At 46.9% G+C, this 25,945-nt stretch carries 22 protein-coding genes and 1 pseudogene; 12 read left to right on the top strand and 11 right to left on the bottom strand.

Features of this window, described 5'->3' with window-relative positions; all coding sequences use genetic code 11:
• Positions 1 to 104: 104 nt before the first annotated feature.
• Together ilvN and OKC24_RS05925 are read right to left on the bottom strand one after the other, a co-directional pair.
• Positions 105 to 596, bottom strand: a complete 492-nt coding sequence (ilvN, locus tag OKC24_RS05930; protein WP_005007440.1) for an acetolactate synthase small subunit — start codon at positions 594 to 596, stop codon at positions 105 to 107.
• Positions 593 to 2,320: an acetolactate synthase 3 large subunit gene (locus OKC24_RS05925; RefSeq protein ID WP_086212846.1), complete on the bottom strand. Its 1,728-nt coding sequence runs from the start codon at positions 2,318 to 2,320 to the stop codon at positions 593 to 595. The genes ilvN and OKC24_RS05925 overlap by 4 nt, the downstream gene beginning before the upstream one ends.
• Positions 2,321 to 3,031: 711 nt before the next feature.
• Between OKC24_RS05925 and OKC24_RS05920 the strand changes: the two genes are divergently transcribed.
• The 4 genes from OKC24_RS05920 to holA all read left to right on the top strand — a co-directional run bounded on the left by OKC24_RS05920 (position 3,032) and on the right by holA (position 7,888).
• A complete protein-coding gene (locus tag OKC24_RS05920; RefSeq protein ID WP_130143672.1) occupies positions 3,032 to 3,355 on the top strand; it encodes a DUF4124 domain-containing protein in 324 nt (107 codons plus the stop codon).
• Between the two features lie 131 nt (positions 3,356 to 3,486).
• Positions 3,487 to 6,108 carry a leucine--tRNA ligase gene (gene leuS / locus OKC24_RS05915; protein WP_130143673.1) on the top strand — a complete coding sequence of 874 codons (2,622 nt, stop codon included), beginning with the start codon at positions 3,487 to 3,489 and terminating at the stop codon, positions 6,106 to 6,108.
• Positions 6,109 to 6,341: 233 nt separating this feature from the next.
• Positions 6,342 to 6,875 (top strand): LPS-assembly lipoprotein LptE, encoded by a 534-nt coding sequence (locus tag OKC24_RS05910; protein WP_130143674.1) that lies wholly within the window; start codon positions 6,342 to 6,344, stop codon positions 6,873 to 6,875.
• A gap of 14 nt (positions 6,876 to 6,889) precedes the next feature.
• Positions 6,890 to 7,888 (top strand): DNA polymerase III subunit delta, encoded by a 999-nt coding sequence (holA, locus tag OKC24_RS05905; protein ID WP_265464879.1) that lies wholly within the window; start codon positions 6,890 to 6,892, stop codon positions 7,886 to 7,888.
• Here the strand turns inward: holA and OKC24_RS05900 are convergent.
• Complete coding sequence (locus OKC24_RS05900) at positions 7,885 to 8,334, bottom strand: bacteriohemerythrin (protein WP_018572776.1); 450 nt, start codon at positions 8,332 to 8,334, stop codon at positions 7,885 to 7,887. The genes holA and OKC24_RS05900 overlap by 4 nt on opposite strands.
• A 589-nt stretch (positions 8,335 to 8,923) precedes the next feature.
• Here OKC24_RS05900 and OKC24_RS05895 point away from each other — a divergent pair.
• From OKC24_RS05895 to OKC24_RS05885, 3 genes are read left to right on the top strand one after another with little or no spacing between them, the layout of a single operon-like run.
• The gene (locus OKC24_RS05895; RefSeq protein ID WP_130143675.1) at positions 8,924 to 10,261 is read left to right on the top strand and encodes a MacA family efflux pump subunit; all 1,338 of its coding nucleotides are present in this window, start codon (positions 8,924 to 8,926) and stop codon (positions 10,259 to 10,261) included.
• A gap of 2 nt (positions 10,262 to 10,263) precedes the next feature.
• Positions 10,264 to 12,243: a MacB family efflux pump subunit gene (locus OKC24_RS05890; RefSeq protein ID WP_130143676.1), complete on the top strand. Its 1,980-nt coding sequence runs from the start codon at positions 10,264 to 10,266 to the stop codon at positions 12,241 to 12,243.
• Positions 12,244 to 12,253: 10 nt separating this feature from the next.
• Positions 12,254 to 13,657 (top strand): efflux transporter outer membrane subunit, encoded by a 1,404-nt coding sequence (locus OKC24_RS05885; RefSeq protein ID WP_265464878.1) that lies wholly within the window; start codon positions 12,254 to 12,256, stop codon positions 13,655 to 13,657.
• A gap of 108 nt (positions 13,658 to 13,765) precedes the next feature.
• Here the strand turns inward: OKC24_RS05885 and OKC24_RS05880 are convergent, their stop codons facing one another.
• The 3 genes from OKC24_RS05880 to orn form a co-directional block, all read right to left on the bottom strand.
• A complete protein-coding gene (locus OKC24_RS05880) occupies positions 13,766 to 15,586 on the bottom strand; it encodes a tetratricopeptide repeat protein (RefSeq protein WP_130143678.1) in 1,821 nt (606 codons plus the stop codon).
• 112 nt (positions 15,587 to 15,698) lie between these two features.
• Positions 15,699 to 16,469 carry a tRNA threonylcarbamoyladenosine dehydratase gene (locus tag OKC24_RS05875; RefSeq protein ID WP_130143679.1) on the bottom strand — a complete coding sequence of 257 codons (771 nt, stop codon included), beginning with the start codon at positions 16,467 to 16,469 and terminating at the stop codon, positions 15,699 to 15,701.
• Between the two features lie 151 nt (positions 16,470 to 16,620).
• On the bottom strand, positions 16,621 to 17,178 hold the full coding sequence (gene orn / locus OKC24_RS05870) for an oligoribonuclease (protein WP_005007410.1): 558 nt from the start codon (positions 17,176 to 17,178) through the stop codon (positions 16,621 to 16,623).
• 123 nt (positions 17,179 to 17,301) lie between these two features.
• Here orn and rsgA point away from each other — a divergent pair, with 123 nt between their 5' ends.
• From rsgA to secB, 4 genes are all read left to right on the top strand, one after another.
• Positions 17,302 to 18,360 (top strand): ribosome small subunit-dependent GTPase A, encoded by a 1,059-nt coding sequence (rsgA, locus tag OKC24_RS05865; RefSeq protein ID WP_130143680.1) that lies wholly within the window; start codon positions 17,302 to 17,304, stop codon positions 18,358 to 18,360.
• Positions 18,361 to 18,454: 94 nt separating this feature from the next.
• Positions 18,455 to 18,862 (top strand): rhodanese-like domain-containing protein, encoded by a 408-nt coding sequence (locus tag OKC24_RS05860; RefSeq protein ID WP_130143681.1) that lies wholly within the window; start codon positions 18,455 to 18,457, stop codon positions 18,860 to 18,862.
• Between the two features lie 19 nt (positions 18,863 to 18,881).
• Complete coding sequence (grxC, locus tag OKC24_RS05855; RefSeq protein ID WP_005007405.1) at positions 18,882 to 19,136, top strand: glutaredoxin 3; 255 nt, start codon at positions 18,882 to 18,884, stop codon at positions 19,134 to 19,136.
• A 40-nt stretch (positions 19,137 to 19,176) separates the two neighbouring features.
• Positions 19,177 to 19,635: a protein-export chaperone SecB gene (secB, locus tag OKC24_RS05850; protein WP_005007402.1), complete on the top strand. Its 459-nt coding sequence runs from the start codon at positions 19,177 to 19,179 to the stop codon at positions 19,633 to 19,635.
• Positions 19,636 to 19,828: 193 nt separating this feature from the next.
• Here the strand turns inward: secB and OKC24_RS05845 are convergent, their stop codons facing one another.
• The 5 genes from OKC24_RS05845 to OKC24_RS05825 all read right to left on the bottom strand — a co-directional run bounded on the left by OKC24_RS05845 (position 19,829) and on the right by OKC24_RS05825 (position 25,077).
• A complete protein-coding gene (locus tag OKC24_RS05845; protein ID WP_130143683.1) occupies positions 19,829 to 20,635 on the bottom strand; it encodes an enoyl-ACP reductase FabI in 807 nt (268 codons plus the stop codon).
• A 102-nt stretch (positions 20,636 to 20,737) separates the two neighbouring features.
• Positions 20,738 to 21,565, bottom strand: a complete 828-nt coding sequence (locus OKC24_RS05840; RefSeq protein WP_131276183.1) for a TatD family hydrolase — start codon at positions 21,563 to 21,565, stop codon at positions 20,738 to 20,740.
• Positions 21,565 to 22,509 (bottom strand): RsiV family protein, encoded by a 945-nt coding sequence (locus OKC24_RS05835; RefSeq protein ID WP_131276184.1) that lies wholly within the window; start codon positions 22,507 to 22,509, stop codon positions 21,565 to 21,567. The genes OKC24_RS05840 and OKC24_RS05835 overlap by 1 nt, the downstream gene beginning before the upstream one ends.
• A 54-nt stretch (positions 22,510 to 22,563) precedes the next feature.
• Positions 22,564 to 23,388 (bottom strand): hypothetical protein, encoded by an 825-nt coding sequence (locus OKC24_RS05830; RefSeq protein ID WP_130143686.1) that lies wholly within the window; start codon positions 23,386 to 23,388, stop codon positions 22,564 to 22,566.
• 96 nt (positions 23,389 to 23,484) lie between these two features.
• Positions 23,485 to 25,077, bottom strand: coding sequence for a peptide chain release factor 3 (locus OKC24_RS05825; protein WP_130143687.1), 1,593 nt, complete (start codon positions 25,075 to 25,077; stop codon positions 23,485 to 23,487).
• A gap of 224 nt (positions 25,078 to 25,301) precedes the next feature.
• On the opposite strand from OKC24_RS05825, the pseudogene OKC24_RS05820 reads away from it, so the two are divergent.
• A pseudogene (locus tag OKC24_RS05820) lies at positions 25,302 to 25,940 on the top strand (transposase).
• Positions 25,941 to 25,945: the final 5 nt, after the last annotated feature.

Below are 25,945 nucleotides of genomic sequence, written 5' to 3'. Positions count from 1 at the left end.
TGTCTCCGCTTAAATGCTTTGTTTCCTGACTTAATAAGTGAGTTCTTATTTTCACTCAATTAAGTTCCTCTCTCTAAAACAAGAGAGGATGTATTTGTTAAAAATTAGATTGTTAAAACTTTTTCGCCGCGTGCGATACCAGATACGCCTGAACGAACGACTTCCAGAATGGTATTTTCAGCCAAGGCATCAATAAAGCCATCAATTTTTTCAGTCGTACCCGCAATCTGGATGGTATACGTCGTCGGCGTTACATCGACAACTTGCGCACGGAAAATATCCGCTGTGCGTTTAATTTCTGCACGTGCTGCGCCTAAAGCTTTCACTTTAATCAGCATCAGCTCGCGCTCAATGTGCGCGCCTTCAGACAAATCAACCACTTTTACCACTTCAACCAACTTATTCAGCTGCTTGGTAATCTGTTCAATTTTGTGGTCATCGCCGTAAGTGGTCAGCGTAAGACGAGATAATGTCGGATCTTCAGTCGGTGCAACATTTAAAGTCTCAATGTTGTAATTGCGCTGAGAAAACAGGCCAACCAAACGGGAAAGCGCGCCAGCTTCGTTTTCTACGAGTACAGAGATAATGTGTCTCATTGTGTACGCTCCCCTTTGCCTAACCACATATCCTTCATTGACTGACCAGCAATCAGCATTGGATATACATGCTCTGAACGGTCAACCATCACGTTAATAAATACGCACTTGTCATTGATCGCCATGGCTTCAGCCAACTTAGACTCAAGCTCATCCGCATGGTCAATTTGAATACCAACGTGACCATAAGCTTCCATCAGTTTTGCAAAGTCAGGCAATGACTCTACATAAGAACTTGAATGGCGGCCTTCGTAGTTCATATCCTGCCATTGTTTTACCATGCCAAGCGCACGGTTGTTTAAGCACAAGATTTTCACATTCAAGCCATACTGCTTACAGGTAGACAGCTCTTGAATACACATCTGGATTGAAGCTTCGCCAGTGATACACACTACTTGCTGATCCGGGAACGCAAGCTTGGCTGCCATCGCATATGGCAAGCCCACACCCATCGTACCTAGGCCACCTGAGTTGATCCATTGACGTGGACGCGTATATTTATAGTACAGCGCGCCAAACATTTGATGCTGGCCAACGTCTGAAGTAATAATCGCTTGGCTATTGGTAATTTTGTCTAAAGCGGCAACGACTTGCTGCGGCTTCATTGTACCGTCAGTCGTTTTCTCATACTTCAAGCCATGAACTTGACGCCATTCATCAATTTGCTTCCACCAATCCGCAATGATTTCTGGATTTGGCTTAGATACATTCAACTGTTTCAATTGCGCCAGCATTTCCTGCAATACAGGTTCTACCGCGCCCACAATTGGGATGTGCGCCATGATGGTTTTCGAAATTGTCGCAGGATCAATGTCAATATGAATGACTTTAGCGTTTGGACAGAATTTCGCAGGGTTGTTAGTTACACGGTCATCAAAACGCGCGCCGATACACAGAATCACATCTGCATTGTGCATCGTCATGTTGGCTTCGTATGTACCATGCATGCCCAGCATACCGATAAATTGCGGATCATTGCCCGGGAACGCGCCTAGGCCCATCAAAGTATTTGTTACTGGGTAACCTAGCAAATGCGCAAGTTCAGTCAATTGCTCAGAAGCATTGCCCTGAACCACACCGCCGCCTGAATATATAACAGGACGCTTCGCGTTAATCAGCTCATCAATCGCTTTGCGGATTTGGCCTGAATGACCGCGGTGAGGCGGCTGGTATGAGCGCATCTTCACTTTTTCAGGATATTCGTAAGCGAATTTTTCTGCAGGATTGGTTGCATCTTTAGGAATATCAACAACAACAGGTCCTGGACGGCCTGAAGAGGCAATGTAAAATGCTTTTTTGATAATTGCAGGAATTTCACTTGCATGGCGGACTTGGAAGCTGTGCTTCACGATTGGACGTGAAATGCCGACCATATCTGTTTCCTGAAACGCATCTTCACCAATTAAATGCGAAGCAACCTGACCAGACAAAATCACCATCGGGATTGAGTCCATATAAGCTGTTGCGATAGGAGTTACAGTATTTGTTGCGCCTGGGCCTGATGTGACAAGCACCACACCAGTTTTACCTGTCACGCGTGAGTATGCATCTGCCATATGTCCGGCAGCTTGCTCGTGGCGCACGAGGTAATGGTTAATTCGTTCTTGTTGAAATAGCGCATCGTAAATATGCAGTACTGCGCCGCCTGGGTATCCAAAAACATGCTCAACGCCTTCGTCCGCCAATGCGCGAACGAGCATTTCACCACCAGATAAAAGTTCCAACGTGATTCACCCTAATCTTTTTTTCGCCGCCAAATGAGAGACACCTGGGACGCTTCATTCATTAACTGTCTGCACTGTTATAGCACACATAATTCATAGTTTTCATGGCAATAGGAAAAATTTGCGATCTGACTGCTGTTTGAGCAATATGAGATCTAAAACCTGCTGGGATAAGCATGTTTTATTCACTTTGTTCAGCTTCTCGGCTAGAGAAGTTGTCCATTGCATGACATGACACTTATTCGAAGGGTGATCGACTAAGGCATTTAAAACTAAAACAGCATTTTTGTTGTTTCGACTATTAAAGTCAAGTTTAAAAATTAGCTTTTTTCTGTTTATTTACAGACCGTTTATTTTTTAAGCTTTGGATAATCTGCCAGCGCCGCTTTTATTTTTAGCTTTTTAAGAAGAAAACGCCAAATGATTAAATTATTTTATATATTAGATAAATATATTTAATCAATATAAGCCGGTGAAACGGCCCGCTTAACGTATTCGCGCGAGACCTGAAGCTAACCTGCAGGAATTCCTGGCTGATTTTTAGCCGCATTCTGCAATTTCTGCAATTTCTGCAGCACAGCATTCTATCTGCGCCATTTATCCCAGCCGCTTCAAAAATTGATAGCATCAAAGTAAAAAAAAGCGCAAAATTTTATTTTTTAATGCAGGCTAAAACTGCATTTTGGATACAGTCAAGGAAAAGAATTCATCATGAAAATGACTTTTTTAAAATTGGGGAATGCACTTGCAGCACTTGTGCTGATTTTCACCGCACAAAGCAGTTTTGCACAGAATTTTTATAAATGGGTGGATGCTAAAGGTTCGACGCATTACACCGCCACTCCGCCGCCAAAATCGGCCAGTAAAAAAGGGAAAGTTGAAACCTACGGCTGGAAAAATTCATCAGCTGCGCCTGCTGCACATAATGAAGCCAGTCCTGCCGCAGAAGCGGCAGTAAAAGAAGCTGAAAAAGCGGCCCAAGAAAATAAGCCTGCAAATATTCCTCAAATTCCTGCTGAAGAGATGCCAAAGTAGTTTTCTGAATTTAATTCCGCCGCAAGCTGCAGCCCCAATCGCAGAAAAGCATGGCGCAAAATTCACTTTTCAATGCATTTTGCGCTATGCTGTACCACACAGTTTTTTAACCATTACGCTCAAATACATTTATGACTACTCATATTGACCCTGAATATCAAGCAAGTGCGATTGAGCCCCAAGTCCAGAAAGACTGGGAAGATCGCAAATCGTTTAAAGTTGCAGACACGGTAGAAGGCCCTCATCGTTATATCCTCTCGATGTTTCCTTATCCAAGCGGCAAACTGCATATGGGTCATGTGCGTAACTACACCATTGGCGATGTCATCAGCCGTTTCCACCGCCTCAAAGGTGAAACAGTCCTGCAACCGATGGGCTGGGATGCTTTCGGTCTGCCTGCTGAAAACGCGGCGATTGCCCATCAAGTTGCACCAGCAAAATGGACATTTGAAAACATTGCCTATATGCGTGACCAATTGAAAAAATTGGGGCTTTCAGTCGACTGGGATCGTGAATTTGCGACTTGTACTCCTGAGTACTATCACTGGGAACAATGGTTATTTGTTCAGCTGTATAAAAAAGGTCTGATCTACCGCAAACTGTCTACAGTGAATTGGGATCCAGTGGATCAAACCGTTCTGGCCAATGAGCAAGTTGAAAATGGTCGCGGCTGGCGCTCTGGCGCATTGGTTGAAAAACGTGATATTCCAATGTATTACTTCCGCATCACTGACTATGCTCAAGAACTATTAGACGATTTAGACACTTTAAAAGATGGCTGGCCGCAGCAAGTCTTGACCATGCAGCGCAACTGGATTGGCCGTTCACAAGGGATGGAAATCACTTTCCCTTCAGCAAATCCTGAAGTTTATGCAGATGGTTTAACGGTGTATACCACACGTGCGGATACCCTAATGGGTGTGACTTATGTTGCGGTTGCTGCGGAACATCCATTGGCTATGAAAGCGGCTGAAAGCAATGAAACTTTAAAAGCCTTCATTGAAGAATGCCGCATGGGTTCTGTGGCAGAAGCTGACCTTGCCACTGCTGAAAAGAAAGGCATGGCAACTGGCCTTTCTGTGAAGCATCCTGTGACAGGTGAAGAAGTGCCAGTCTGGATCGCCAACTACGTGTTAATGTCTTACGGTTCAGGCGCAGTGATGGCTGTACCTGCACACGATGAGCGTGATTTTGAATTTGCCAATAAATACAATTTGCCAATCCAGCAAGTGATTGATGCTAAAGGCGCTGATGATGCTGAGTATTCTGCAACTGAATGGCAAGAATGGTACGGTTCTAAAGAAGGCAAATTGGTCAATTCAGGCGAATTTGACGGTCTAGAGTTCCAAGCTGCATTTGATGCATTCCTGGCTAAATTAGAACCACAAGGCTTGGCAAACGCTAAAGTTCAATTCCGCTTACGTGACTGGGGCGTTTCCCGTCAGCGTTACTGGGGTTGTCCAATTCCAATGATCAACTGCGATAAGTGCGGCCAAGTGCCAGTGCCAGAAGAACAGCTTCCTGTTGTACTTCCGACTGACGTCGTTCCTGATGGTTCAGGCAACCCATTGAATAAAATGCCTGAATTCTATCAGACGACTTGTCCATGCTGCGGCGGCGATGCACGCCGTGAAACCGATACTTTGGATACGTTCGTAGAGTCTTCTTGGTATTATGCACGTTACGCGTCACCTGACTTTACCGGCGGTTTAGTTAAACCTGAAGCAGCCCAATCATGGTTGCCGGTGAATCAATATATCGGCGGTGTAGAACATGCGATTCTGCATTTGCTTTATGCACGCTTCTTCCACAAATTGATGCGTGATGAAGGCGTAGTGCAAGGCAATGAACCATTCACCAACCTTTTAACTCAAGGTATGGTGCTTGCAGATACCTTCTATCGTGAAGCTGAATCAGGCAAGAAAACTTGGTTTAACCCTGCCGATATCGAACTTGAACATGATGAAAAAGGCCGTGTTCTTTCTGCAAAATATACAGGCGATGGTCAAGAAGTTGTCGTTGGCGGTCAGGAAAAAATGTCGAAATCGAAAAATAACGGTATCGACCCGCAAGCGATTATTGATCAGTACGGCGCAGATACGGCGCGTGTATTTATGATGTTCGCTGCGCCGCCTGATCAGTCACTTGAATGGTCAGATGCCGGTGTTGAAGGCTCTAACCGTTTCTTGAAGCGGGTATGGCGTTTAGTTTCTGGCTTCCTTGAAAAAGGCAACCAAGCATCTGCGATTGATGTGATTCAGCTTTCAACTGAAGCGCAAGACCTGCGTCGCAAAACACACGAAACCATTCAAAAAGTGGGTGATGATATTGAACGCCGCCATGCATTCAATACCGCCATTGCCGCAATGATGGAATTGCTGAATGCAAACAACAAGTTTGAAGCAAAAAATGACAATGATGTTGCGGTTGCCCGCGAATCAATTATCACTTTGCTGACTTTGCTTGCGCCTTTTGCACCGCATTTAAGTCAGACTTTATTGGCTCAATTCAATATCGATTTAACTTCAGTGCTGTTCCCGGCTGTGGATGCGTCTGCGTTAACGCGCAATACGCAAACCATCGTGGTTCAAGTCAACGGCAAACTGCGCGGCAAATTGGAAGTATCAGTTGATGCCTCTAAAGATGACATCTTGGCGCAGGCGAAAGCACTGCCTGAAGTGCAGCAATTCTTGACGGGTCCAACCAAGAAAGAAATTGTGGTGCCGAATAAATTAGTGAATTTGGTGGTTTAAAATCCTTACGCCCCTTCTCCCTATGGGAGAAGGCTGGGATGAGGGTTGTTAAATCAATTAACCTCTCCCTAACCCTCTCCTAAAAGGAGAGGGAACTTAAAGAATAAAACAATTCCCAAACAAAGCCCGTTGCCAGTCAGCGGGCTTTGACTTTACAATCCCATGCATTGAACAAAACAATATTCATCTCAAAACTGCCTATAAGTTTGAGAAAACCTATCAGAGGATACCGCATGCATTTGGTTCAACGCGCTGCAGCAATCGTATTAACCTTGGGTCTAGGTGCAGGCTTGACGGGCTGCGGCTTCCATTTAAAAGGCACCAATCCTAATGTTGCGCCGGTCACTTATGCCAACATGAAACTGGCTTTGCCCAAAGATACAGAAGAACTTGAAGAAAAATTGAATATTTACTTAGGCGCTGCCGGAGTTAAAATCAATAACGACGCGCAGGCCTATACGCTGCGCGTACTGGACTATACGCCGCGCCGCATGGAGCTGAATGGCAAGCTGGTTGAAACACTGCTCCGCCTGAGTGTCACTTTCCGCATTGAAGATGCGCAAGGCAACCCGGTCACTGAACCGCGCACGGTTATGGCGACACGCACCTATCAATATGATGTCGCAACAGTGAATACTGACGATCAGGAACAGAAATTCCTGAATCAGGTGATCATTGATGATGTGGCTCAGCAAATTGCCCGCCAAATTGCATCGAACCGCCTGCCGCTGGCAATTCAGCGCACAGCAGCGCCAGCTGCCAAATAAGCTGAACTGTATTTATGAAGCTCGATTACCTGCAAGCGCTTAAGCGTGTCGATGAAGCCCGCGGCGCATGGGTGCTGCATGGTCAGGAACCGCTGCTGGAACAGAATCTGATTGATGCATTCCGCGCCAGCTGGCACAAGCAGGATATCGAACGTCAGCGCTATGACATCAGCAGCGTCAGTGACTGGAAAACCGTGTTTAATGCGCTGAACAGCCTATCGCTGTTTTCCAGCCAGCTGGCCATTGAAGTTCATGGCAGCATTAAGCCTGATGCCAACGGCCTCAAAGAGCTGAAAAGCTATATTCAGCACAATGAGCACAACCTACTGCTGGTTGTGATGCCCAAACAGGATGCCAGCAGCCTGAAAACGGCATTTTTTCAAGTCATTGACGCCAATGGTGTGAATGTCGCGCTCACGGCAAACTATCCCAAAGACCGTCAGCAAATTTTAGCTGCCGAAGCGCAAAAGCTCGGGATCAAGCTGGCCAATGATGCATGGCAATGGCTGGAACAGCATCATGAACATAACCTGCTGGCGGCTAAAAACAGCCTGATGCGGGTCAGTGACACATTTTCAGATATCGAGATCATTCAAATTGATCATCTGTATTCTTGCCTGCAGGATCAGTCCCGCTACACAACTTATGATATGAATGACGCGCTGCTGCAGGGAAACTTGGCGCAGGCTGTTAAAATTTTTCAGTACCTGATCGCTTCTGGCGAACCGATGTCACTCATCCTGTGGAGCATCAGTAAAGAAATGCGCCTGCTGATGGCGCTGTTTGAGCAGCCGCAAAATGCATTGCAGCTGGGTATTTGGAAAACCAAAATCAGCCTGTATCAGCAGGCATTGCGCCGCTTGGATGCCAATGTTTTCTTGACTTGGCCAGCCCTGCTGCTGCGCATTGATGCCTCCATCAAAGGCCTAGGCGATGAAAACCCTGAACATTTGGTGCTGCAAGCGATTGCCAGTCTATGCGGCAAAACGTTATTCGCACCGTCAATGGCTTAACTGAAGAAACGCGAAAACCAGCTTTTGCCTTTTTTCTGTTCCTGCGCACGCAAGTAGTGCAGCATATTGTCTCGCACACTATCCACATAGTCCTGATCATCATGCTGAATATGGTTAATCAGCCACTTTGACAATAAGCGGTACAAGTCATTTTCGATCGATTCCCCAAGCTCAAATTTTTGACGGTAATCATTCAGCCGCTTGACAAATAATTCGTGAATGCCTCTGTGGGAGGGCAAATACTGATAATGCACTTGCTCCAGTAAATTTTCTTCAAAGCTGAAATGCGATTGCGTATAGTCAATCAGATCGTTTAAGACCTCTCTGATCTTATCGCGCTCTCCGCTGACTCTAATTTGATCCAAAGCATTAATATAATCTAAAATTTGGCGATGCTGATGATCAATCACATCGATGCCGATATTATAACTGTCATTCCACTCCATCATTTACCCCTTATACATTTCCATATTCAAGAAATATTTCCTGCACAATCGTTATGCAAATCTTTCTTATTTTAATCCCATAATTTTTTTATGGGATTTGATCTTACAATTTTTTATTCTTGAAAGCTATAGAGATAAGATATAATTTTCAAACTCCTTCAACTGGATTAAGCGCCAGATTTTTCGCCATAAATTCAACAACAAAACCCCGAATACAAAATAGTTTGAGCACCAGCCATTCAACACAATCAGAATTTTTTGTTCTGAATTTAACTTCCGCCTCAACAGCACTCCCTATCGCAGATACCGGTTCATCACAGTTTTTCTGCCTGCTTTCACAATCAGGCTCAAGCAGCCATTCATAATGGTCTGATGATGCTTCCAGAGAAGTTCTTCTAAATTTTCTGGCATTTCTATTGTGCGGTCAGCAACCATGCAAAAAAAGTGAGAAAAACGATCTTAACAAGGGCTTTACCAATTCAATTCGCTCCTTAAAATAATAATCATTTCTGTTTGGAATAAAAAATTCACGGTTTATCCGCATTTCGAACTTATAATCTAAAAATTACACTTTTCATGCCTGTCCCATATGCCAAAAATAAAACCAACCAAAATTATGCTTGCGATTGTCTGCACTCTGGCTGTTGCCCTCACCGCCTGGTATTTTTTAAAGCCCAAGCAGGAACAGCCGCAATACATCACCGCTGAAGTTTCCCGTGCTGATTTAGAAAACTCGGTATTGGCGACAGGTGTTCTTGAAGCGGCCAAAATGGTCAGCGTCGGCGCGCAGGTCTCTGGGCAGGTTAAAAAGATGTATGTGCAGCTGGGTGACCAAGTCAAGCAGGGCCAAGTGATCGCGCAAATTGACTCTGTCCGCCAAACCAATGATTTAAAAACCGCTGAAGCCAGCATTAAAAATCAGCAGGCGCAGCTGGCTGTAAAAAATGCCAACTTAGCCAAAGTCGAAGCTGAATATAACCGCCAAAAAGCCATGTATGCGCAAGATGCGACCTCACGCGCTGAATTGGAATCGGCCTTAGCCAGCTTTAAAACTGCACAGGCCGATATTGATGCCATTAACGCGCAAATCGAACAGTCGCGCCTGACTTTGGCCACAGCAAAAGAAGATTTAGGCTACACCCAGATTGTAGCGCCTATGGATGGCACAATTGTGGCGATTGTGACTGAAGAAGGCCAAACCGTGAACGCCAATCAAAGCGCGCCAACCATCGTTAAATTAGCAAAATTAAACGATATGACCATCAAGGCTGAAATTTCAGAAGCCGATGTTATGAAAGTTGAAAAAGGCCAGCGTGTATATTTCACCACCTTAGGCGACAGTGAAACCAAACATTATGCAGCTTTGCGCCAAGTTGAACCTGCACCCTCTTCAATCAACAATGAAACCAGCAACAGTTCAACCTCTTCTTCCAGCACAGCGGTGTACTACAACGCTTTGTTTGATGTGCCAAATGAAGACGGCAAACTGCGTATTGATATGACTGCGCAGGTTTACATTATTTTAGACGAAGCGAAAAATGCGCTGACGATTCCAGCCGCAGCCATTCAAGCATCCAACCGTCCTGACCGCAAAAATAAAAGCAGCGCAGGCGGTGATAACGCAGCCAGCCAAGCTGCGGCCAGCAATGATCCGGCTAAAGCCAGCCGCCCAAAACGCTTAGAACTGTCTGATACAGAAAAAGCCTTAATCCAGCAAGGCAAAGCCTCTATGGCGATGGTGCGTGTGGTTCAGGCGGACGGCTCAGCAAAACCTCAGCCGGTGCTCATCGGCTTAAATAACCGTGTTACTGCGCAAGTGCTGAAAGGCCTGAAGCTAGGTGAAAAGGTGGTGATCGCCGATGGTTCAGACACCAGCAATGATTCTGCAAAACGCAGCAACCGCAACGCCGGCCCAATGAGAATGTAATCATGAGTCAACATCAGCAGCCTCTGCTTGAGGTGAAAGATCTGACTCGTGAATTCCCCGCAGGGGAAAGCACGGTTCAAATCTTAAAAGGCATAAATTTAGCAATTTATCCTGGCGAATTAGTCGCGATTGTCGGCCAGTCCGGTTCAGGAAAATCGACCTTAATGAATATTCTCGGCTGCCTGGATCAGCCGTCCAGCGGCAGCTATAAAGTTAAAGGCCGTGAAACCCGCCAGCTTGAACCCGATGAACTGGCGCAATTGCGCCGTGAGTACTTTGGCTTTATTTTCCAGCGCTATCATCTGCTTGGCGATTTAAACGCGGCCGGCAACGTAGAAGTGCCTGCGGTTTATGCAGGTGTGGATGCGGCTGAACGCCAGCAGCGCGCCAAAGACCTGCTGACCGACTTAGGGCTAGCTGAAAAGACCCAAAACCGCCCCAGCCAGCTGTCAGGCGGCCAGCAGCAGCGGGTTTCCATTGCCCGCGCGCTGATGAATGGCGGCGATGTCATCTTAGCCGATGAACCCACAGGCGCATTGGACAAAAACAGCGGCATTGAAGTGATGCGCATTTTGCGCGAGCTGAATGCCAAAGGCCATACCATTATTTTGGTCACGCATGATCACAATGTGGCAAAAAATGCGACACGGATTATTGAGATCAGTGACGGCAACATTATTTCCGACCTGCCGAATGTGCCTGAAACGGATGATGAGCCTTTAGAAAAGCAGGAATTGCAGCCGGCCATCAAAAAAAGAACGCCGGCATGGCGTTCTGCAGCTGACCGGTTAAGCGAAGCCTTCCGCATGGCGCTTTTGGCCATGAATGCGCACCGCATGCGTACGTTCCTGACCATGCTGGGGATAATTATCGGCATTGCTTCGGTGGTCTCAGTTGTGGCGCTGGGCAATGGCTCGCAAAAGCAAATTCTAGAAAATATCAGCAGCCTCGGTACCAATACCATTACGGTGTACCAAGGGCGCGGCTTTGGCGATAACTCACGCTCGGCTCAAGTGAAAACTTTGGTTCCCGCCGATGCCACCGCCCTGTCTGAACAGCCCTATGTAGACGGTGTCAGCCCAACCGTCAGCAGCAGTGTTACTTCGCGTTTTAAAGATACCGAAGCCTCTGCAACGGTAAATGGCGTCAGCGCAGATTACTTTTATGTTAAAGGCTTGACCTTTGCTTCCGGTCAGCCTTTTGATCAAGAAAGCGTTACTGAGCAGTCTCAGGATGTGGTGATTGATGACAATACCAAAAAAACATTTTTCAGTGACGGAACCAACCCAGTCGGGCAAGTCATTCTGCTGGGCAGCGTCCCGAGCCGCATTATCGGGGTCGTAGAAGCACAAACCGGCATGATGGGCGGCAATGACAGCTTAAATGTCTATCTGCCTTACTCTACTGTGATGAGCCGCATGCTGGGGCAGGCCAATGTGCGCAGCATCATTGTGCGGGTGAAGGATGAATATCCGAGCGCAGCCGCTGAAAATGCTATTTTGAACCTGCTGGTGCAGCGACATGGCGCACAAGACGTGTTTACCCAAAACTCTGACAGCATCCGCGAAACCATTCAGCAAACCACGCAAACCATGACGCTGCTGGTCTCTGCCATTGCAGTGATCTCACTTGTAGTCGGCGGGATTGGCGTGATGAATATTATGCTGGTTTCCGTAACTGAACGCACACAGGAAATTGGGGTGCGCATGGCGGTTGGCGCGCGTCAAAGCGACATTTTGCAGCAGTTCTTAATTGAAGCGGTTCTTGTCTGTATTCTGGGCGGCATCTTAGGCGTTTTGCTGTCTTTAGGCATTGGGCAAATTATCAGTCATTTTGCCGGAGATACCTTCCAGATGGCCTATTCGACCACATCAATTGCCGCAGCCTTTGTCTGCTCAAGCATGATCGGCATCGTATTCGGATTCATTCCCGCACGCAACGCCGCGCAGCTGAATCCTGTCGATGCCCTGTCTAGAGAATAAGGAAAAAAATATGCAATTGAATTTAACTAAACTTGCAAGCGCCTTGGTTCTCAGCAGCAGCCTTGCCGGCTGTGCCGCTATGGTTCGCACGCCATACGAGCAGCCGGCAGTCAATATACCCAGCAGCTTTCAAAACAGCAAAGCTGCGAATCAAAAAATTCATGCAGATGCTTATGCTGATCAATGGTGGACATTATTTAATGATGCGCAGCTCAATCAGCTGATCAGCCAAGTACTGGATGCTAATACGGATTTGGCAGTTGCCGGCATCAACCTCCGCCAAGCGCGCCTGCAAGCGGGTTTAGCGCAAGATAAGCAGGGCCCGCGCGTCAGCTCAAGCGCATCGGCTGGACATAGCTTTGACTTAAAATCCGGCGATGACTCATCTAAGGGGCTATCGCTCAGTGCCGGCGTCAGCTATGAATTAGATTTATTCGGCAAACTGTCCAGCCAAACCGAAGCCGCCAAATGGGAAGCCTTAGCAACCGAACAGGATTTGCAGGCTACCGCGCAAAGCTTAATTGCCACAGCTGCCAATTTATATTGGCAGCTGGGTTATCTGAATGAACGCTACATTGTGGCGCAGCAGAATTTGGCCAGCACACAGAAAACTTATGACCTAGTCAAAGTTCAGTATAAAGCCGGCGCGGTTTCAGGCTTGGATCTTGCCTCTGCAGAACAGTCTGTACAAAGCCAAAAAGCGGCTTTAAGCCAAATTGAACAGCAGAAGGTTGAAACGCGGACTGCGCTTGCAGTCCTGCTGCACGAACCCATACAGCAGCTGAACATTGCTGAGCCGCAGCGCCTGCCGCGCATTGCCATGCCGAATATTACGGCGGGCCTGCCGGCAGATCTGCTGTCACGCCGTCCAGACTTGCAGGCCAGTGAACTGCGCCTGCGCAAAACTTTAGCCAATAAAGACGCCACGAAAGCCAGCTATTACCCATCGATCAGCCTGACGGGCACTTTAGGCTCTTCCAGCACCTCATTGACGCAATTATTGCAAAATCCAGCCTTGGCCTTGGGCGCCAGCCTCAGCCTGCCATTTTTGCAATACAATGACATGAAGAAAGATTTGGCAATCAGCGACTTGGACTATGAGAAAGCCATTATTCAATACCGCCAAACCTTATATCAGGCTTTTGCCGATGTAGAAAATGCCTTGTCCAACCGCACTGAATTAAACAAGCGGGTTGCGTTTGAAGAACGCAATGTGCAACTGGCGGAAAAAACGGAACGTTTGACGGAAGTGCGTTACCGCAATGGCGCGATTGCATTGAAAAATTTAATTGATGCTCAGAAAACGACGCGGGACGCCCGCCTGTCTTTGGTTCAAGCCAAGCAAAGCCAATACAATGCCTATGTGACATTGATGCAGGCTTTGGGCGGCAGTCCAATTAAGCCGCGGCCTTGATGCACTAAGTTCCATGTAAAAAGCCCTGCGGGGCTTTTTATTTGCCTTATTTAAACTCAATAAAAAACGCCGGACTTTAGGCGCCGGCGCGTTGCAGTCAGCCGGTAATTACAGCACTGGGCGCTGCTCTAAATAATCGTCAATATCCTCTAAGCGTTCGATACTTTTCTCATGCCCCATCACGCTGCCTTTTTCCAGCCAGCTGCGGGCCAGCTGAATATTGCGTTCTGCCCCTAAACCATGCGTATACAGATGCGCCAAATTGACATAAGCATCAGGATTCAGCAGATTCGCCGCCTGCTGATAAAATTCCAAGGCTTGCGTTAAGTCCCGTGACAGCAGCGTGCCTTGCTCATGCAGCTCACCGCATAAATTCAAGGCTGCCGCATTGCCCTGCTGAGCGGATGCCTGCAAATACTGCAGTGCCTGCGGCTGGCTGCGCTTCCGGTCCGCCGAATTATTTTCGGCAAACAGTGCCTGCGCCATGAAATATTGCGCCTCCGCATGTCCAGAATCAGCCGCCTGCTGCAAATAATACTGCGCCTCAACCTCATCGCTCACATCAGCAAATACATGGCCTGAATAAATTTGATAAACATAGAACTGGGCGGCGGCATGGCCTTGTTCCGACGCTGACATTAAATAATTTAAAGCGCGTTCATGGGTTGGCAGCGGATAAGTGGGCTGGCTATAAAACAGGCCGATGGCATACAGCATGTCGGCATCGGTCTGCGGCTTAAAATTCCAGGCCTGCTGCGCCGCTTTTTGAATCAGCTGCCTAGCCTGCACAGCATCGCATTGTGCGCCACGGCCTGTAAAATAGCACAGCCCCATGCCAAATAAACTGTTGGCGTGTGTTTCACGCTGTTCTGCATATCGGTACAGTTCCAAAGCCTTTTCCGGCGCATCCGCCACTAAGTAATGTTCAAAATACAAGGCGGCAATTTGACGCAGCGCAAAAGCATTGCCCTCATTGGCCGCCTCGGACCAAAAGCGGAAGCCTAATGTTTCCTGATGCTCCACATACCAGCCATGAAAATGCGCCGCGCCTAAAATGGCTTTGGCTTGCGCATTTTTATGCACTTTGGCCTGATCTAAAAGCTCATGATAAACCCGCTGGCGCTGATCGGCATCGATTACCCCTCTTAGCACCGCAAGCTGATATTCAGCCAGCCCTTGAGCATCCCCCAGCAGCAGGCAGCGTTTGGTAAATTGCATAGCCTTGTGCAGGTCTTTTTGCAGAATTTCACCTTGCTGATAATGCAGGGCCAGCTCCTGATTCGCTTTCAAATGATCTTGATGCGCGGCTTGAAATAAGTAAGAGATTCCCAAGCTTAAATTCAGATGCTCTGCATCCGTTAAATAATACTGCGCCAATTGATACTGTGAACCGGCATGCCCCGCCTCTGCATTTTGCGTGAGCAGTTTAAATTTCTGCTGCAGTGAAGCCTGCTGATCTTCTGCCCCAAGTTCAGCGATCCGGTACTGTGCCTCCATATTGCCACGCGCAACCGCATGGCGGTACCAATACAGGGCTTTTTCAGAATCTTGCTGCTCGAAAATTTGCCCTAGCTGATAGGCGGCTTCATCACCGCCTAATTTAAAGGATTTTTCCAGCAGGCTGATGCCGCTTTGCATATCCTTCGCCCGGCCTTGGCCATTGACGTGCATTAAGCCCATTTGCATATAGGCTTGCGGCAATTCATGCTGCTTTACGAGCTCACTGTAGAGCTGATAAGCGCGCGCATAATCCGGCTGCGCTGAATCCGAGCTTAAGCGCGCAGCATACTTCATCTGCGCATCTATTTGCTCCACCCACAAGTCGCTCTGCCCTGCATGCGCCTGATCGCGCTTGACAGGGTCCGGACGCTTCCACATCCAAAATGCCAGCGCGCCAATCCCCAAGATCAATATTAAGAAAAACCACATAGCCGCCCCATACGGTTAATTTTTATTTTAAATACTGTTATTTATTCTAAAGGCAACCATCAAAAAAAGCACCGTAATTGGTGCTTTAGTTTGCTTCAGAATGCGCGCTGTTTCAAAGTTTCGGACGCTTTGCATCAAGTTTTTTCAGCACTTCAGAAACAGCGATCATGGCAAAGCTTGAGGTCACCACCACGGCAGAACCGTAGCCCCCGCAGCGCAGGCCAGCGCTTGGGCAGACATCTGCGCTGGAAAATGGGTTATCAATCGAATATACACAGGTAATGCCGAATTTTTCTTTCGGCTTTTTGCAAATGCCTTTGCTGCGCAATTGCGCGCGCAGCTTCGCTAGCATTGGATCCTGTTCAGTTTTCGACAAATCCGCAACACGGATTTTAAGCGGATCAATTTTGCCGCCGGCGCCGCCTGATACAATCAGCGGAATTTTATTAAAGCGGCAATGCAGCATCAGCGCCAATTTGGCTTTAACATCGTCAATGCAGTCTAAAATCAGATCCGGCGCTGCGGCTAAAAGCTCTTTGACATTGTCTGGCGTTAAATAGTCATCAATCAGATTGATTTTAATTTTAGGATTGATGGAACGGCAGCGTTCCGCCATCACTTCAATTTTTTCCATACCCAGTGTCGATGTCATCGCTGGCAGCTGACGGTTAATATTGGATGCCGCCACCACATCCATATCCACCAGTGTCAGCTCGCCAACACCTGTGCGCGCCAAGGCTTCAACAGCCCAGGAACCGACGCCGCCAATGCCGATGACCATGACATGGCTGTTTTCATAATGACTGAAGCTGTCGTCTCCATAAATTTTGGCAACCCCCGCAAAGCGGCGTTCATATTCATCTTCCTGGAGCAAATCAGTCATTCTTCAGCTTAATCTTAAATCTGGACAAGGCGCCATTTTAGCAAATTCAGCGCTGAAATGTAGCGCTCTGCATATAATGTCCAAGCTATAAAAAAGAGGCAGGACGCCTCTTTTTTAGAATTTCTTAATCTTTCTTTTCTGAATAAAGATCTTAGTCGTTATTCATAATAAAGAAGTATTCACGGTAATATTTTAATTCTGCAATAGAATCACGGATATCATCCATCGCCAAATGCGACGCATTTTTCTTTAAGCCGCTCATAATTTCAGGGCGCCAGCGTTTTGCCAACTCTTTAACGCTCGACACATCTAAATTCCGATAATGGAAGAACTGTTCCAATTCAGGCATCAAGCGGTGCATGAAGCGGCGGTCTTGGCAAATTGAGTTGCCGCACATTGGCGACACTTTGGGATTAATCCATTTTTTTAAGAATTCAATGGTCTGCTGTTCTGCATCCTGAGCCGTCAATTTGCTGCGGCGCACACGTTCAATTAAGCCGGATTGGCCATGCTGGCGGGTGTTCCACTCATCCATCGCATTGAGGATTAAAGGTGACTGATGGATCGCCAGCACTGGGCCTTCCGCCAAAATATTGAGCTTGTCATCGGTTACAATCGTTGCAATTTCAATAATTTGATCATTATCGGTATCCAGACCTGTCATTTCAAGGTCAATCCAAATCAGGCGGGTATCCGGTGTGCTGCTCATAAATGTGCAATCTTATTAGGCTGTAAAGCGGCTATAGTAGCAAATTTCTTGCCCCCGCGCTGTAAATAGACCCCGCTTCATGCTATTTTTGCCTTCTAGATTTTATGGTTTTTTAGGATATGAATGGCTTTAATTCGTAAGCGCCGCCTTACCGAGCAGCAGCAGCGCCGCATTCAAAAACAGCACCAATCCCGTCAGGAAGAAATCGATACCTCGAATGATCTTGAAGGATTAGTCGTTCAGCATTATGGACGCCAGCTGGAAGTTCAAGCACTGTCTGTTCCAGAGGCGCATCCTAAAAAGCCTGCGGTTTCTGCGGGAGAACCTGAACCGTTTTGGAAACCTATTGAACTGGGCAGTGTTTGGCGCTGCCATACCCGCACCAATTTAGAAGCGCTGGTGACCGGTGACCGCGTGAAATGGCAGGCCGATCCGAATACCGGTTTGGGCATTATTACCGCCATTCACCCGCGCCAATCATTGCTGACCCGCCCTGACCGTTACCACAAAGTTAAGCCGGTCGCCGCCAATGTCAGCCTGATTGTGATTGTTTTTGCCTCTTTTCCTGAAGTTGCGCCCAGCCTGATTGACCGCTATTTAGTCGCCTGCGCCGATGCGGATATTCCAGCCTTGCTGGTCTTGAATAAAATGGATCTGGTTAAAGCTGATGATCCGATTTTAGATCTTGTTCAGGAATATAAAGACCTGGGCTATGAAGTGATGCAAACCCAGTCTTCGGGTGATGTTTCTGCATTGTCTCAGCGTTTGGCGGGGGAAACCGTGGCCTTTGTCGGCCAATCCGGTGTCGGCAAAAGCTCGCTGATCAATACCATTGTTCCTGACGCTGCGCAAAAAACCAATGTCATTTCAGAAAACTCGGCATTAGGCCAGCACACCACAACCTCTACCCGCCTCATCGCCTTTGGTGAAAATGCCGCGCTGATTGACTCTCCCGGGATTCGTGAATTTGGCTTGTGGCATTTGACCACAGAAAGTGTTCAGAATGGCTTTACCGAAATTGCCAATTTGGTGGGTTATTGCCAATTCCGCAACTGCACCCATAAGCATGAAAAACAGTGCGCCCTGCGCGAAGCTGCATCTAAAGGCGAAATTCTGCCGCGCCGCTTAGACAGCTATTTACGCTTAATTGATGAAATAGCGGAAGCGCAGCAAAAAAATTAGTTTTTATTCTGTACGGCCCTTGAAGCGGTGATTTTGATCACCATATTTATCAGCTATACTCTTGGCAGTTTTTTGAATTGTGATTAGGTGACTTGTGGAACGTTGGTTCGAATTTATGGGGAATCACCCCTTCTTATTTGGCACACTTGCTGTATTGGTGGTGCTGTTCTTCCTGTTAGAAGGTCAGCGCAATGGCCGCAAAATTTCACCGCAGTCTTTAGGAATTTTGGCTAAAGCAAAAAATGCCATGCTGATTGATTTGCGTGATGCAAAAGATTTCCGCGAAGGCCACATCAGTGGCAGCCGCAACATTCCTTACAGCCAAATTACCAAGCATCTGGACGAACTGAAAAACTCAGAGCGCCCACTGGTATTTATCTGCAATTTAGGTCAAGTCGCAGGTTCTGCTTTACAGCAGGTCGGTCATGCCGATGCTTACCGCTTAGACGGCGGCATCAGCAACTGGAAAGCGCAAGGCTTGCCACTGGTAAAAGCGAAATAATTGTTTAAGGAGATTTTGAATGGCTGAAGTAACGATTTATTCTACTGCTGTTTGTCCATACTGCATTCGTGCAAAACAGCTTCTTGAGCGTAAAGGCGTAACTTTTAAAGAAGTTAATTTATCCAATGAAGCGCCTGAAGTGCGTGTGGAATTGATGCAGCGCACCAAGCACCGCACCGTGCCGCAAATTTTCATTGGCGAACAATTTATTGGCGGTTTTGATCAGCTTTACGCATTAGAACGTGAAGGCAAACTCGACGATTTACTGGCTTAACAGCCAAACAACATCACATCTTCATATTAAGGATTACAGAATGAGTGAAGAACAACAAGCTCAACCGCAACTTGCTTTAGAGCGTATTTATACTAAAGATATTTCTTTTGAAGTGCCTGGGGCTCAAGTATTTACCAAAGAATGGCAGCCGGAACTGAACATTAATTTGTCCTCTTCTGCTGAAAAAGTTGACCCGACTCACTTTGAAGTGTCTTTAAAAGTTGTGGTGCAAGCGAACAATGCAGGCGAAACTGCATTTATCGTTGATGTCACTCAATCTGGCATTTTCCTGATTGATGCTGTAGAAGAAGAGCGCCTGCCTTACATCCTTGGCGCTTACTGCCCGAACATTCTGTTCCCATTCCTGCGTGAAGCGGTGAATGACATGGTCACTAAAGGCAGCTTCCCGCAATTGCTTTTGACCCCAATCAATTTTGATGCAGAATTTGAAGCGAATTTAGAACGCGCGCAAGCCTCTGCTGTGGAAGGTCAGGCTTAAACGCTTGTCTTTCAGCAATAAAAAAGACCGCCATTGCGGTCTTTTTTATTGCCCTATGCTTTTCTCCTTCTCCCTTTGGGAGAAGGTCGGGATGAGGAGGGAAAAATATCATCCCCTCCCCCAGAGGGCGAGGGATTTGATTCAATTGAAGAAGAATCCCTCCCAGCCTCCCTTTAAAAAAGGGAGGAGCAAATTATTCCGCATCCAGCATCAGATCAGCGCTCATGCCCACAGTATTGAAACCGGCATCGACATACATGATTTCACCGGTAATGCCGTTTGCCCAAGGTGAACACAGGAACAGCGCGGCATTGCCGACATCTTCAATCGTGACATTGCGTTTCAGCGGCGCAACTTTCTCATTTAAATCCAGCATTTTGCGGAATGATTTAATGCCTGACGCCGCCAATGTACGGATTGGGCCTGCAGAAATTGCATTCACGCGGATGCCTTCAGCACCCAAGCTCGACGCTAAGTAACGCACACCCGCTTCCAAAGAAGCTTTCGCCATGCCCATAACGTTGTAGTTTGGCATAACGCGCTCTGAACCTTGATAAGTCAGCGTCAACAGGCAGCCTTGACGCGCCACCAATAAAGGCTTCGCGGCGCGCGCCATCGCAACAAAGCTGTAGGCGCTAATGTCATGCGCGATGTTGAAACCTTCGCGGTCAGTAATCTCAGTGAAGTCGCCGTCTAAAGTATGCGCAGGCGCAAAACCGATAGAATGCACCACACCGTCTAAGCCATCCCAGTGCTTAGCCAGTTCTGCAAATGCGGCCTCAATTTCTGCATCCACAGCCACATCACAAGGGAAAACTAAAGTTGAACCGAATTGTTCAGCAAAATCATCGACACGTTTTTTTAATTTTTCATTCGGATAAGTAAATGCCAGTTCAGCGCCTTCACGGTGCAGTGCTTGAGCGATACCGAATGCAATAGATAATTTGCTTGCAATGCCGGCAATTAAAAAGCGCTTACCCGCCAATAGTCCTTGTGCCATGTGAATCTCACTCGATAAAATTTAACAGCATAATGCCAAGTCTGGAGCATTTTAGAAATTGCATAATGCGCCTTTTTTACAGCAATTCGAAAATCGCCTGATTTATATTTTCAAATGCAGTGCATCCAGCGTATTGCGCCACATTTTCCGCGCCAGATCATCTTCATCCGCCTGCAGGCTCTGCGCCAGCCCCTGCAGCACATAGGGCAAATTCACCGGTGTATTTCGTGTGCGCTGCCCGCTGCCGTGCTGACAGCATAGCGGGGGCATATCAGGGCAATCGGTTTCCAGCACCAAATGTTCAGCGCCGACGGCCTGAACGACGGTATGCAGTTTTCTGGCATTCGGATTGGTAATCTGTCCAGTTACGCCAATTTTAAATCCCAGCTTAATAAAGGCTTTGGCTTCTTCTACCCCGCCGCTGAACGCATGCGCAATGCCGCCCAAGCTAAACTGCTGTGCTTTCAAAATTTTCAGCGTTTCTGCATGGGACTTTCGAATATGCAATAACACAGGCTTGTGATACTGCTTTGCCAGCTCCAGCTGCTCAGCAAAAAAATGCCGCTGTTTGGCAACAGCATCGGGCTGTTTATGCTGCGGCAGAAAAGTATCTAAACCGATTTCTCCAATCGCCGCACAGTTTTCAGATTGCAGAATCCGCTCTAAATCCAGCAAATGCGGCTCTTGGTGCTGTTCGATATAAAACGGATGCAGGCCGGGCGCCAATTCACTTCTTGGCGCGTTCTTTAAGCTATTGAGAAAATGATGCGTCTGAATTAAATCCTGAAATCGGTTCTGCACAAAGCCAATCAGCACCAAACGCTCTACGCCTGCCTGTTTGGCCGCATGCGCCAATTCTTCCCGGTCGGGATCAAAATCGGGAACGTCAAAATGGGTATGCGTATCAAATAAGGCAGAACGGCTGCGCATTAAGATTTCGCTTTGGCTTCAGAAGCTGGCGCTTCAGCTGCTGCCGGCAAATATTGCGGCTTCAAAATGCCTTGCAGCTGATCATAAGGAAGAGTTAAGCGCGGCAGCCCCACGACATACGGCCCAATTTCATATTCCGCATATTGCAGAATTAAGCCATCTTTGCCCAAGAAATAATTGTCTGACAGTTTAAATTTCCAAGCCTGTTCATATTCATCAACACTGTCCGCCAGCTTTGAATCCATCACCCATGTTTTAAAAGCTTCATGCGCTTTCTTCTGCAATGCGGCTTTTTGTTTCGCGGCTATAATGTCATCCAGTTTGACCAGTTTCTGGGTTTTGAGATCGAAATTATAATACTGCTGTGAAGATGAGCCGTGCGCACCGCCCAAATAGCTGCTGCTGTTCAGCACGACGGTCGCCAATGGCTGCCCTGCATTCAGAATTTTCGGCTTAACCATCAAGCTGATTTTCTGCGCTGAATTTAAGTCTTTCAGCTCTTGATCCAATTTAATAAAGGCCTGCATATAAGGCGCTGCCTGCTTCTCCAGTTTTACTTTTGGCGTTTCGACCTGCGCCAATTGCGACTTGGCTTCAGACGCAGCGCTGGCTTCACTGGCTGCTGTTTGCGCTTTGTCCTGAGCGGGCGCCACAGACAGAATCAAGCCCAGCTGCTTTAATATTTCATCATCAATGTAGTGATCAATAAAGCTTTGGTTGCTGCTGAGCCGTTCAACTGAAATTTCAGGACAGCTGTTGCCGTCACAATCCGGCATGTTCAAACTGAGTTTTTCAGAATCGCCAATCAGTTTCATGCTTTGATCCGGCGCTTCTGTTTTCGGTTTTTCTTCTGGCTGCGGTTCAGCTTTCTGCGGCTGGCAAGCGCTCAGCGCAACAGCGGAAGCCAAAATACTCATCGCCCAAATTTTTTTATGCTTTAACATGAATGAAGTGTCTCTCTTATCTGACTGACCGGCATCATTCTTCAATGCCTGACATTAAAACATATGCTGATATACGTCAGCTTTCAAGACCTGCTGTGTTTGTTGTTTGCTTAAGTAAATATCCAGCTGCTTGCCGTCTTTGACAATTTCATGCGTGCGGTAATGCAGGCCAATCCCCTCCTGATCGAAAAACCAGTCAGACTGCCCCCAATACAGCTTTTTCGGCGCCGCTGAGCGGACAGCCGCATCCTGATCTTTCAGCCATTTGGCATATGCCTCCTGCACAATCGCATTCATTTTCGCCTGTTTTTGAGCATCCATAATGTCCAGCAGGGCTAAACTTTTCTGGGTATTGCGGTCCGCAACAAAAAAGTAATGGCGGTCTTTCACTTTGACATTTTCCTGCGCAGTATCCACACCAACCTGCAGCAGCACATATTGATTGCGCTGATACGGAATGCGGGTGTACATGGTTAAGGAATAAGGCCGGTTGGCTTTAAATTCATCTTGCCATGCATCTGATTTTTTCACATACGCATTGATTGCCTGCTGCAGGCTCATGCTCTGCTTCAGCCCGATCTGATCCTGCACCACCAGCGCCTGATTGCGTTCAATCCATGTATTCAGCCACGCATCTGCGGTTTGAACCGTTTGTATATCCAGATCAATACAGCTTTTATTTTCACAAAAAGGCAGCGCAATTTTTGCAGGCTGTTCCTGAATATTTAAATAGGGCAATACTTCCGCTTTTTCAGGCGCAAAAACTGATGCTTTTTTTTCAGATTCGGGCTGCTGCGGTTTTTTAGCATCATCACAGGCGCTCAGCAGCAGGGTCATGCCAAGCAGTGAAAGTGTTACTGCATCCTTGATGATATTCATAATGCTGAGAGGTGAAGGCTTAAAATTAAAATCAATTTATCACAAAATAAAACAGCTTCACGTGAAGCTGTTTTATTTTTCTGTCCGATTGGAGACTTAGTGCTCGCGGGTGTTGCGGAACTGGATGTCAGGATAGCGCTCCTGCATCAGTTGCAAATTTACGCGGCTCGGCGCAAGGTAGGTCAAATGGCCGCCGCCGTCAACCGACAGCTGATCATGCGCTTTTTTCTTAAATTCATTAAATTTCTTGTCGTCATCGCAAGACACCCAGCGCACAGTATTGATGCTGACTGGCTCATAAATGCAATCGACTTTATATTCTTCTTTTAGGCGGTACGCCACAACTTCGAACTGCAGCACACCTACCGCGCCCACAATTAAGTCGTTGCTGTTCTGCGGCATGAATACCTGTGTGGCGCCTTCTTCCGACAGCTCTTTTAAGCCTTTTTGCAGCTGCTTGGATTTCAATGGATCCTTTAAGCGCACACGGCGGAACATTTCGGGCGCAAAGTGCGGAATGCCGGTAAAGTGAAGCTTTTCGCCTGCGGTAAAAGTATCTCCAATCTGAATCGTGCCGTGGTTGTGCAAGCCAATAATATCGCCTGGCCATGCTTCTTCCAGATGCTGACGGTCGCCCGCCAGAAATGTTAATGCATCACTGATGCGCACGTCTTTATCAATACGCACATGCTTCATTTTCATGCCTTTTTCATATTTGCCTGAACAAATCCGCATGAATGCAATACGGTCACGGTGCTTCGGATCCATATTGGCCTGAATTTTAAAGATAAATCCAGTAAAGCCCTCTTCAGTCGCTTCAACTGTGCGCGCTTCTGTCGGATGCGCTTTCGGTTCTGGCGCATACTTTGAAAATGCATCCAGCACGTGATCTACACCAAAGTTGCCCAATGCCGTACCAAACAGTACAGGCGTTTGACGGCCTGCCAAAAATTCTGTGCGGTCTAAAGGCTCATTGGCCATTTGCACCAATTCCAAAGACTCTTCGAAGGCTGCCCATGCCAGCTCACCGACTTTTTCACGCAAGTCCGGATAGTCATAGCCATCACGCACTTCAATATCGGTAATGGTTGAACCAAAACCTGCTTTATATACGTAAAATTTTTCTTCAATTAAATTGAATACACCGGCAAAGTCGCGGCCAGTACCCAGCGGCCACGTTAAAGGCACGCATTTAATTTTCAGGACATTCTCAATTTCATCCAAAAGCTCTAACGGCTCACGGATTTCACGGTCCATTTTATTGACAAATGAAATGATCGGCGTGTCGCGCATGCGGCAGACTTCCATCAGCTTCACCGTACGGTCTTCGACACCTTTCGCGCCGTCAATCACCATTAATGCAGAATCGACCGCAGTTAATGTCCGGTATGTATCTTCCGAGAAATCTTCATGCCCTGGGGTATCGAGCAGATTGATCATTTTGTCTTTAAACGGGAACTGCATGACCGAGGTGGTAATCGAAATGCCCCGTTCTTTTTCCATTTCCATCCAGTCCGATGTTGCTGCGCGGTCTGACTTGCGGCTTTTCACCATACCGGCAACCTGAATCGCCTGTCCCCATAACAGCAGTTTTTCTGTCATGGTGGTTTTACCGGCATCGGGGTGGGAAATAATAGCGAATGTACGGCGCTGAGCGACCTGCGCCGCTAATTCTTGTTTAAAACTCATGGAAAGACACCTGCTGCAGACACGCAGCGCAAAAGACCAGATCTGATCAATTTAAAAATTGGCGATATTGTAGCAGATTTATTAATAATATTGAGTAAAACACATTTATAGCGCCTTACTCATCAACTGCCTTCTAACCACGACTTTGCATTGGATATTCGTGTTCCCAAGGGCCTTGCTGCTCAACCCTGCGCTACTAGTCTGTGCCGTTCTATAATTTCTGAATGAATAAATCTGCATCTACAATTTATCTCGCTCTTAATTGACCCGCTTAAGCCAAGCTTTGATTAATCGTGGAAACATATCAATTTGGTTTAATCCGAAGACTAAGTGGTATGCACAACCACAAGGCAAAAAGGTCGAAATCAAACCTACTCCGATACAGCAATTCAATGCTGTTTAATGATCAAATCTCTATTTCGATGCTCTTTGCGCATGGTTATAGGCTTTGTTCAAAGCATAATTAAACTTTACAGATTAGATTGGACAGCGCCAGATTCCCCCTCCCTTTGCCGGAAAACAAAAACATATCAATATTGCAATTAACCATCAAAAAAGTAGAGGTGAACTTCATCTATGCGTAGATATGAAACAGCACTGCTTCGCAAAGTTTAAAATTTCTGAGTAAAGGAAAGTGGAAATATAAGAGGCCTTAATCTGAATACCGTTGCCAAGGGCGAAAGCTACATCTTGGTATCGATGCTGAAACCATGCAAATACACGCAGTTCAGCGCATCAAATTATTAGGCGATAAACTGAGTGCAAGGAGCTTTCAAAGCTAAGTCAATGAGATTCATGCACGTGCAATAGTCCAAAATAAATTCACTGAACTAGGTGAACTTCATACCCTAGTTACCACTTAAATTTG

It is taken from the genome of Acinetobacter entericus, from assembly GCF_026168575.1.
Lineage (GTDB): Bacteria > Pseudomonadota > Gammaproteobacteria > Pseudomonadales > Moraxellaceae > Acinetobacter > Acinetobacter bouvetii.
The sequence above is the reverse complement of the archived record's forward strand: the minus strand, read 5'-3'. Positions and strand labels throughout refer to the sequence as shown.

Excerpts from the sequence above, each read along its gene's own strand:
- ilvN (WP_005007440.1), bottom strand. The coding sequence starts at position 596 with ATGAGACACATTATCTCTGTACTCGTAGAAAACGAAGCTGGCGCGCTT.
- OKC24_RS05920 (WP_130143672.1), top strand. The coding sequence starts at position 3,032 with ATGAAAATGACTTTTTTAAAATTGGGGAATGCACTTGCAGCACTTGTG.
- leuS (WP_130143673.1), top strand. The coding sequence starts at position 3,487 with ATGACTACTCATATTGACCCTGAATATCAAGCAAGTGCGATTGAGCCC.
- OKC24_RS05910 (WP_130143674.1), top strand. The coding sequence starts at position 6,342 with ATGCATTTGGTTCAACGCGCTGCAGCAATCGTATTAACCTTGGGTCTA.
- holA (WP_265464879.1), top strand. The coding sequence starts at position 6,890 with ATGAAGCTCGATTACCTGCAAGCGCTTAAGCGTGTCGATGAAGCCCGC.
- OKC24_RS05900 (WP_018572776.1), bottom strand. The coding sequence starts at position 8,334 with ATGGAGTGGAATGACAGTTATAATATCGGCATCGATGTGATTGATCAT.
- OKC24_RS05895 (WP_130143675.1), top strand. The coding sequence starts at position 8,924 with ATGCCAAAAATAAAACCAACCAAAATTATGCTTGCGATTGTCTGCACT.
- OKC24_RS05890 (WP_130143676.1), top strand. The coding sequence starts at position 10,264 with ATGAGTCAACATCAGCAGCCTCTGCTTGAGGTGAAAGATCTGACTCGT.
- OKC24_RS05885 (WP_265464878.1), top strand. The coding sequence starts at position 12,254 with ATGCAATTGAATTTAACTAAACTTGCAAGCGCCTTGGTTCTCAGCAGC.
- OKC24_RS05880 (WP_130143678.1), bottom strand. The coding sequence starts at position 15,586 with ATGTGGTTTTTCTTAATATTGATCTTGGGGATTGGCGCGCTGGCATTT.
- OKC24_RS05875 (WP_130143679.1), bottom strand. The coding sequence starts at position 16,469 with ATGACTGATTTGCTCCAGGAAGATGAATATGAACGCCGCTTTGCGGGG.
- orn (WP_005007410.1), bottom strand. The coding sequence starts at position 17,178 with ATGAGCAGCACACCGGATACCCGCCTGATTTGGATTGACCTTGAAATG.
- rsgA (WP_130143680.1), top strand. The coding sequence starts at position 17,302 with ATGGCTTTAATTCGTAAGCGCCGCCTTACCGAGCAGCAGCAGCGCCGC.
- grxC (WP_005007405.1), top strand. The coding sequence starts at position 18,882 with ATGGCTGAAGTAACGATTTATTCTACTGCTGTTTGTCCATACTGCATT.
- secB (WP_005007402.1), top strand. The coding sequence starts at position 19,177 with ATGAGTGAAGAACAACAAGCTCAACCGCAACTTGCTTTAGAGCGTATT.
- OKC24_RS05845 (WP_130143683.1), bottom strand. The coding sequence starts at position 20,635 with ATGGCACAAGGACTATTGGCGGGTAAGCGCTTTTTAATTGCCGGCATT.
- OKC24_RS05840 (WP_131276183.1), bottom strand. The coding sequence starts at position 21,565 with ATGCGCAGCCGTTCTGCCTTATTTGATACGCATACCCATTTTGACGTT.
- OKC24_RS05835 (WP_131276184.1), bottom strand. The coding sequence starts at position 22,509 with ATGTTAAAGCATAAAAAAATTTGGGCGATGAGTATTTTGGCTTCCGCT.
- OKC24_RS05830 (WP_130143686.1), bottom strand. The coding sequence starts at position 23,388 with ATGAATATCATCAAGGATGCAGTAACACTTTCACTGCTTGGCATGACC.
- OKC24_RS05825 (WP_130143687.1), bottom strand. The coding sequence starts at position 25,077 with ATGAGTTTTAAACAAGAATTAGCGGCGCAGGTCGCTCAGCGCCGTACA.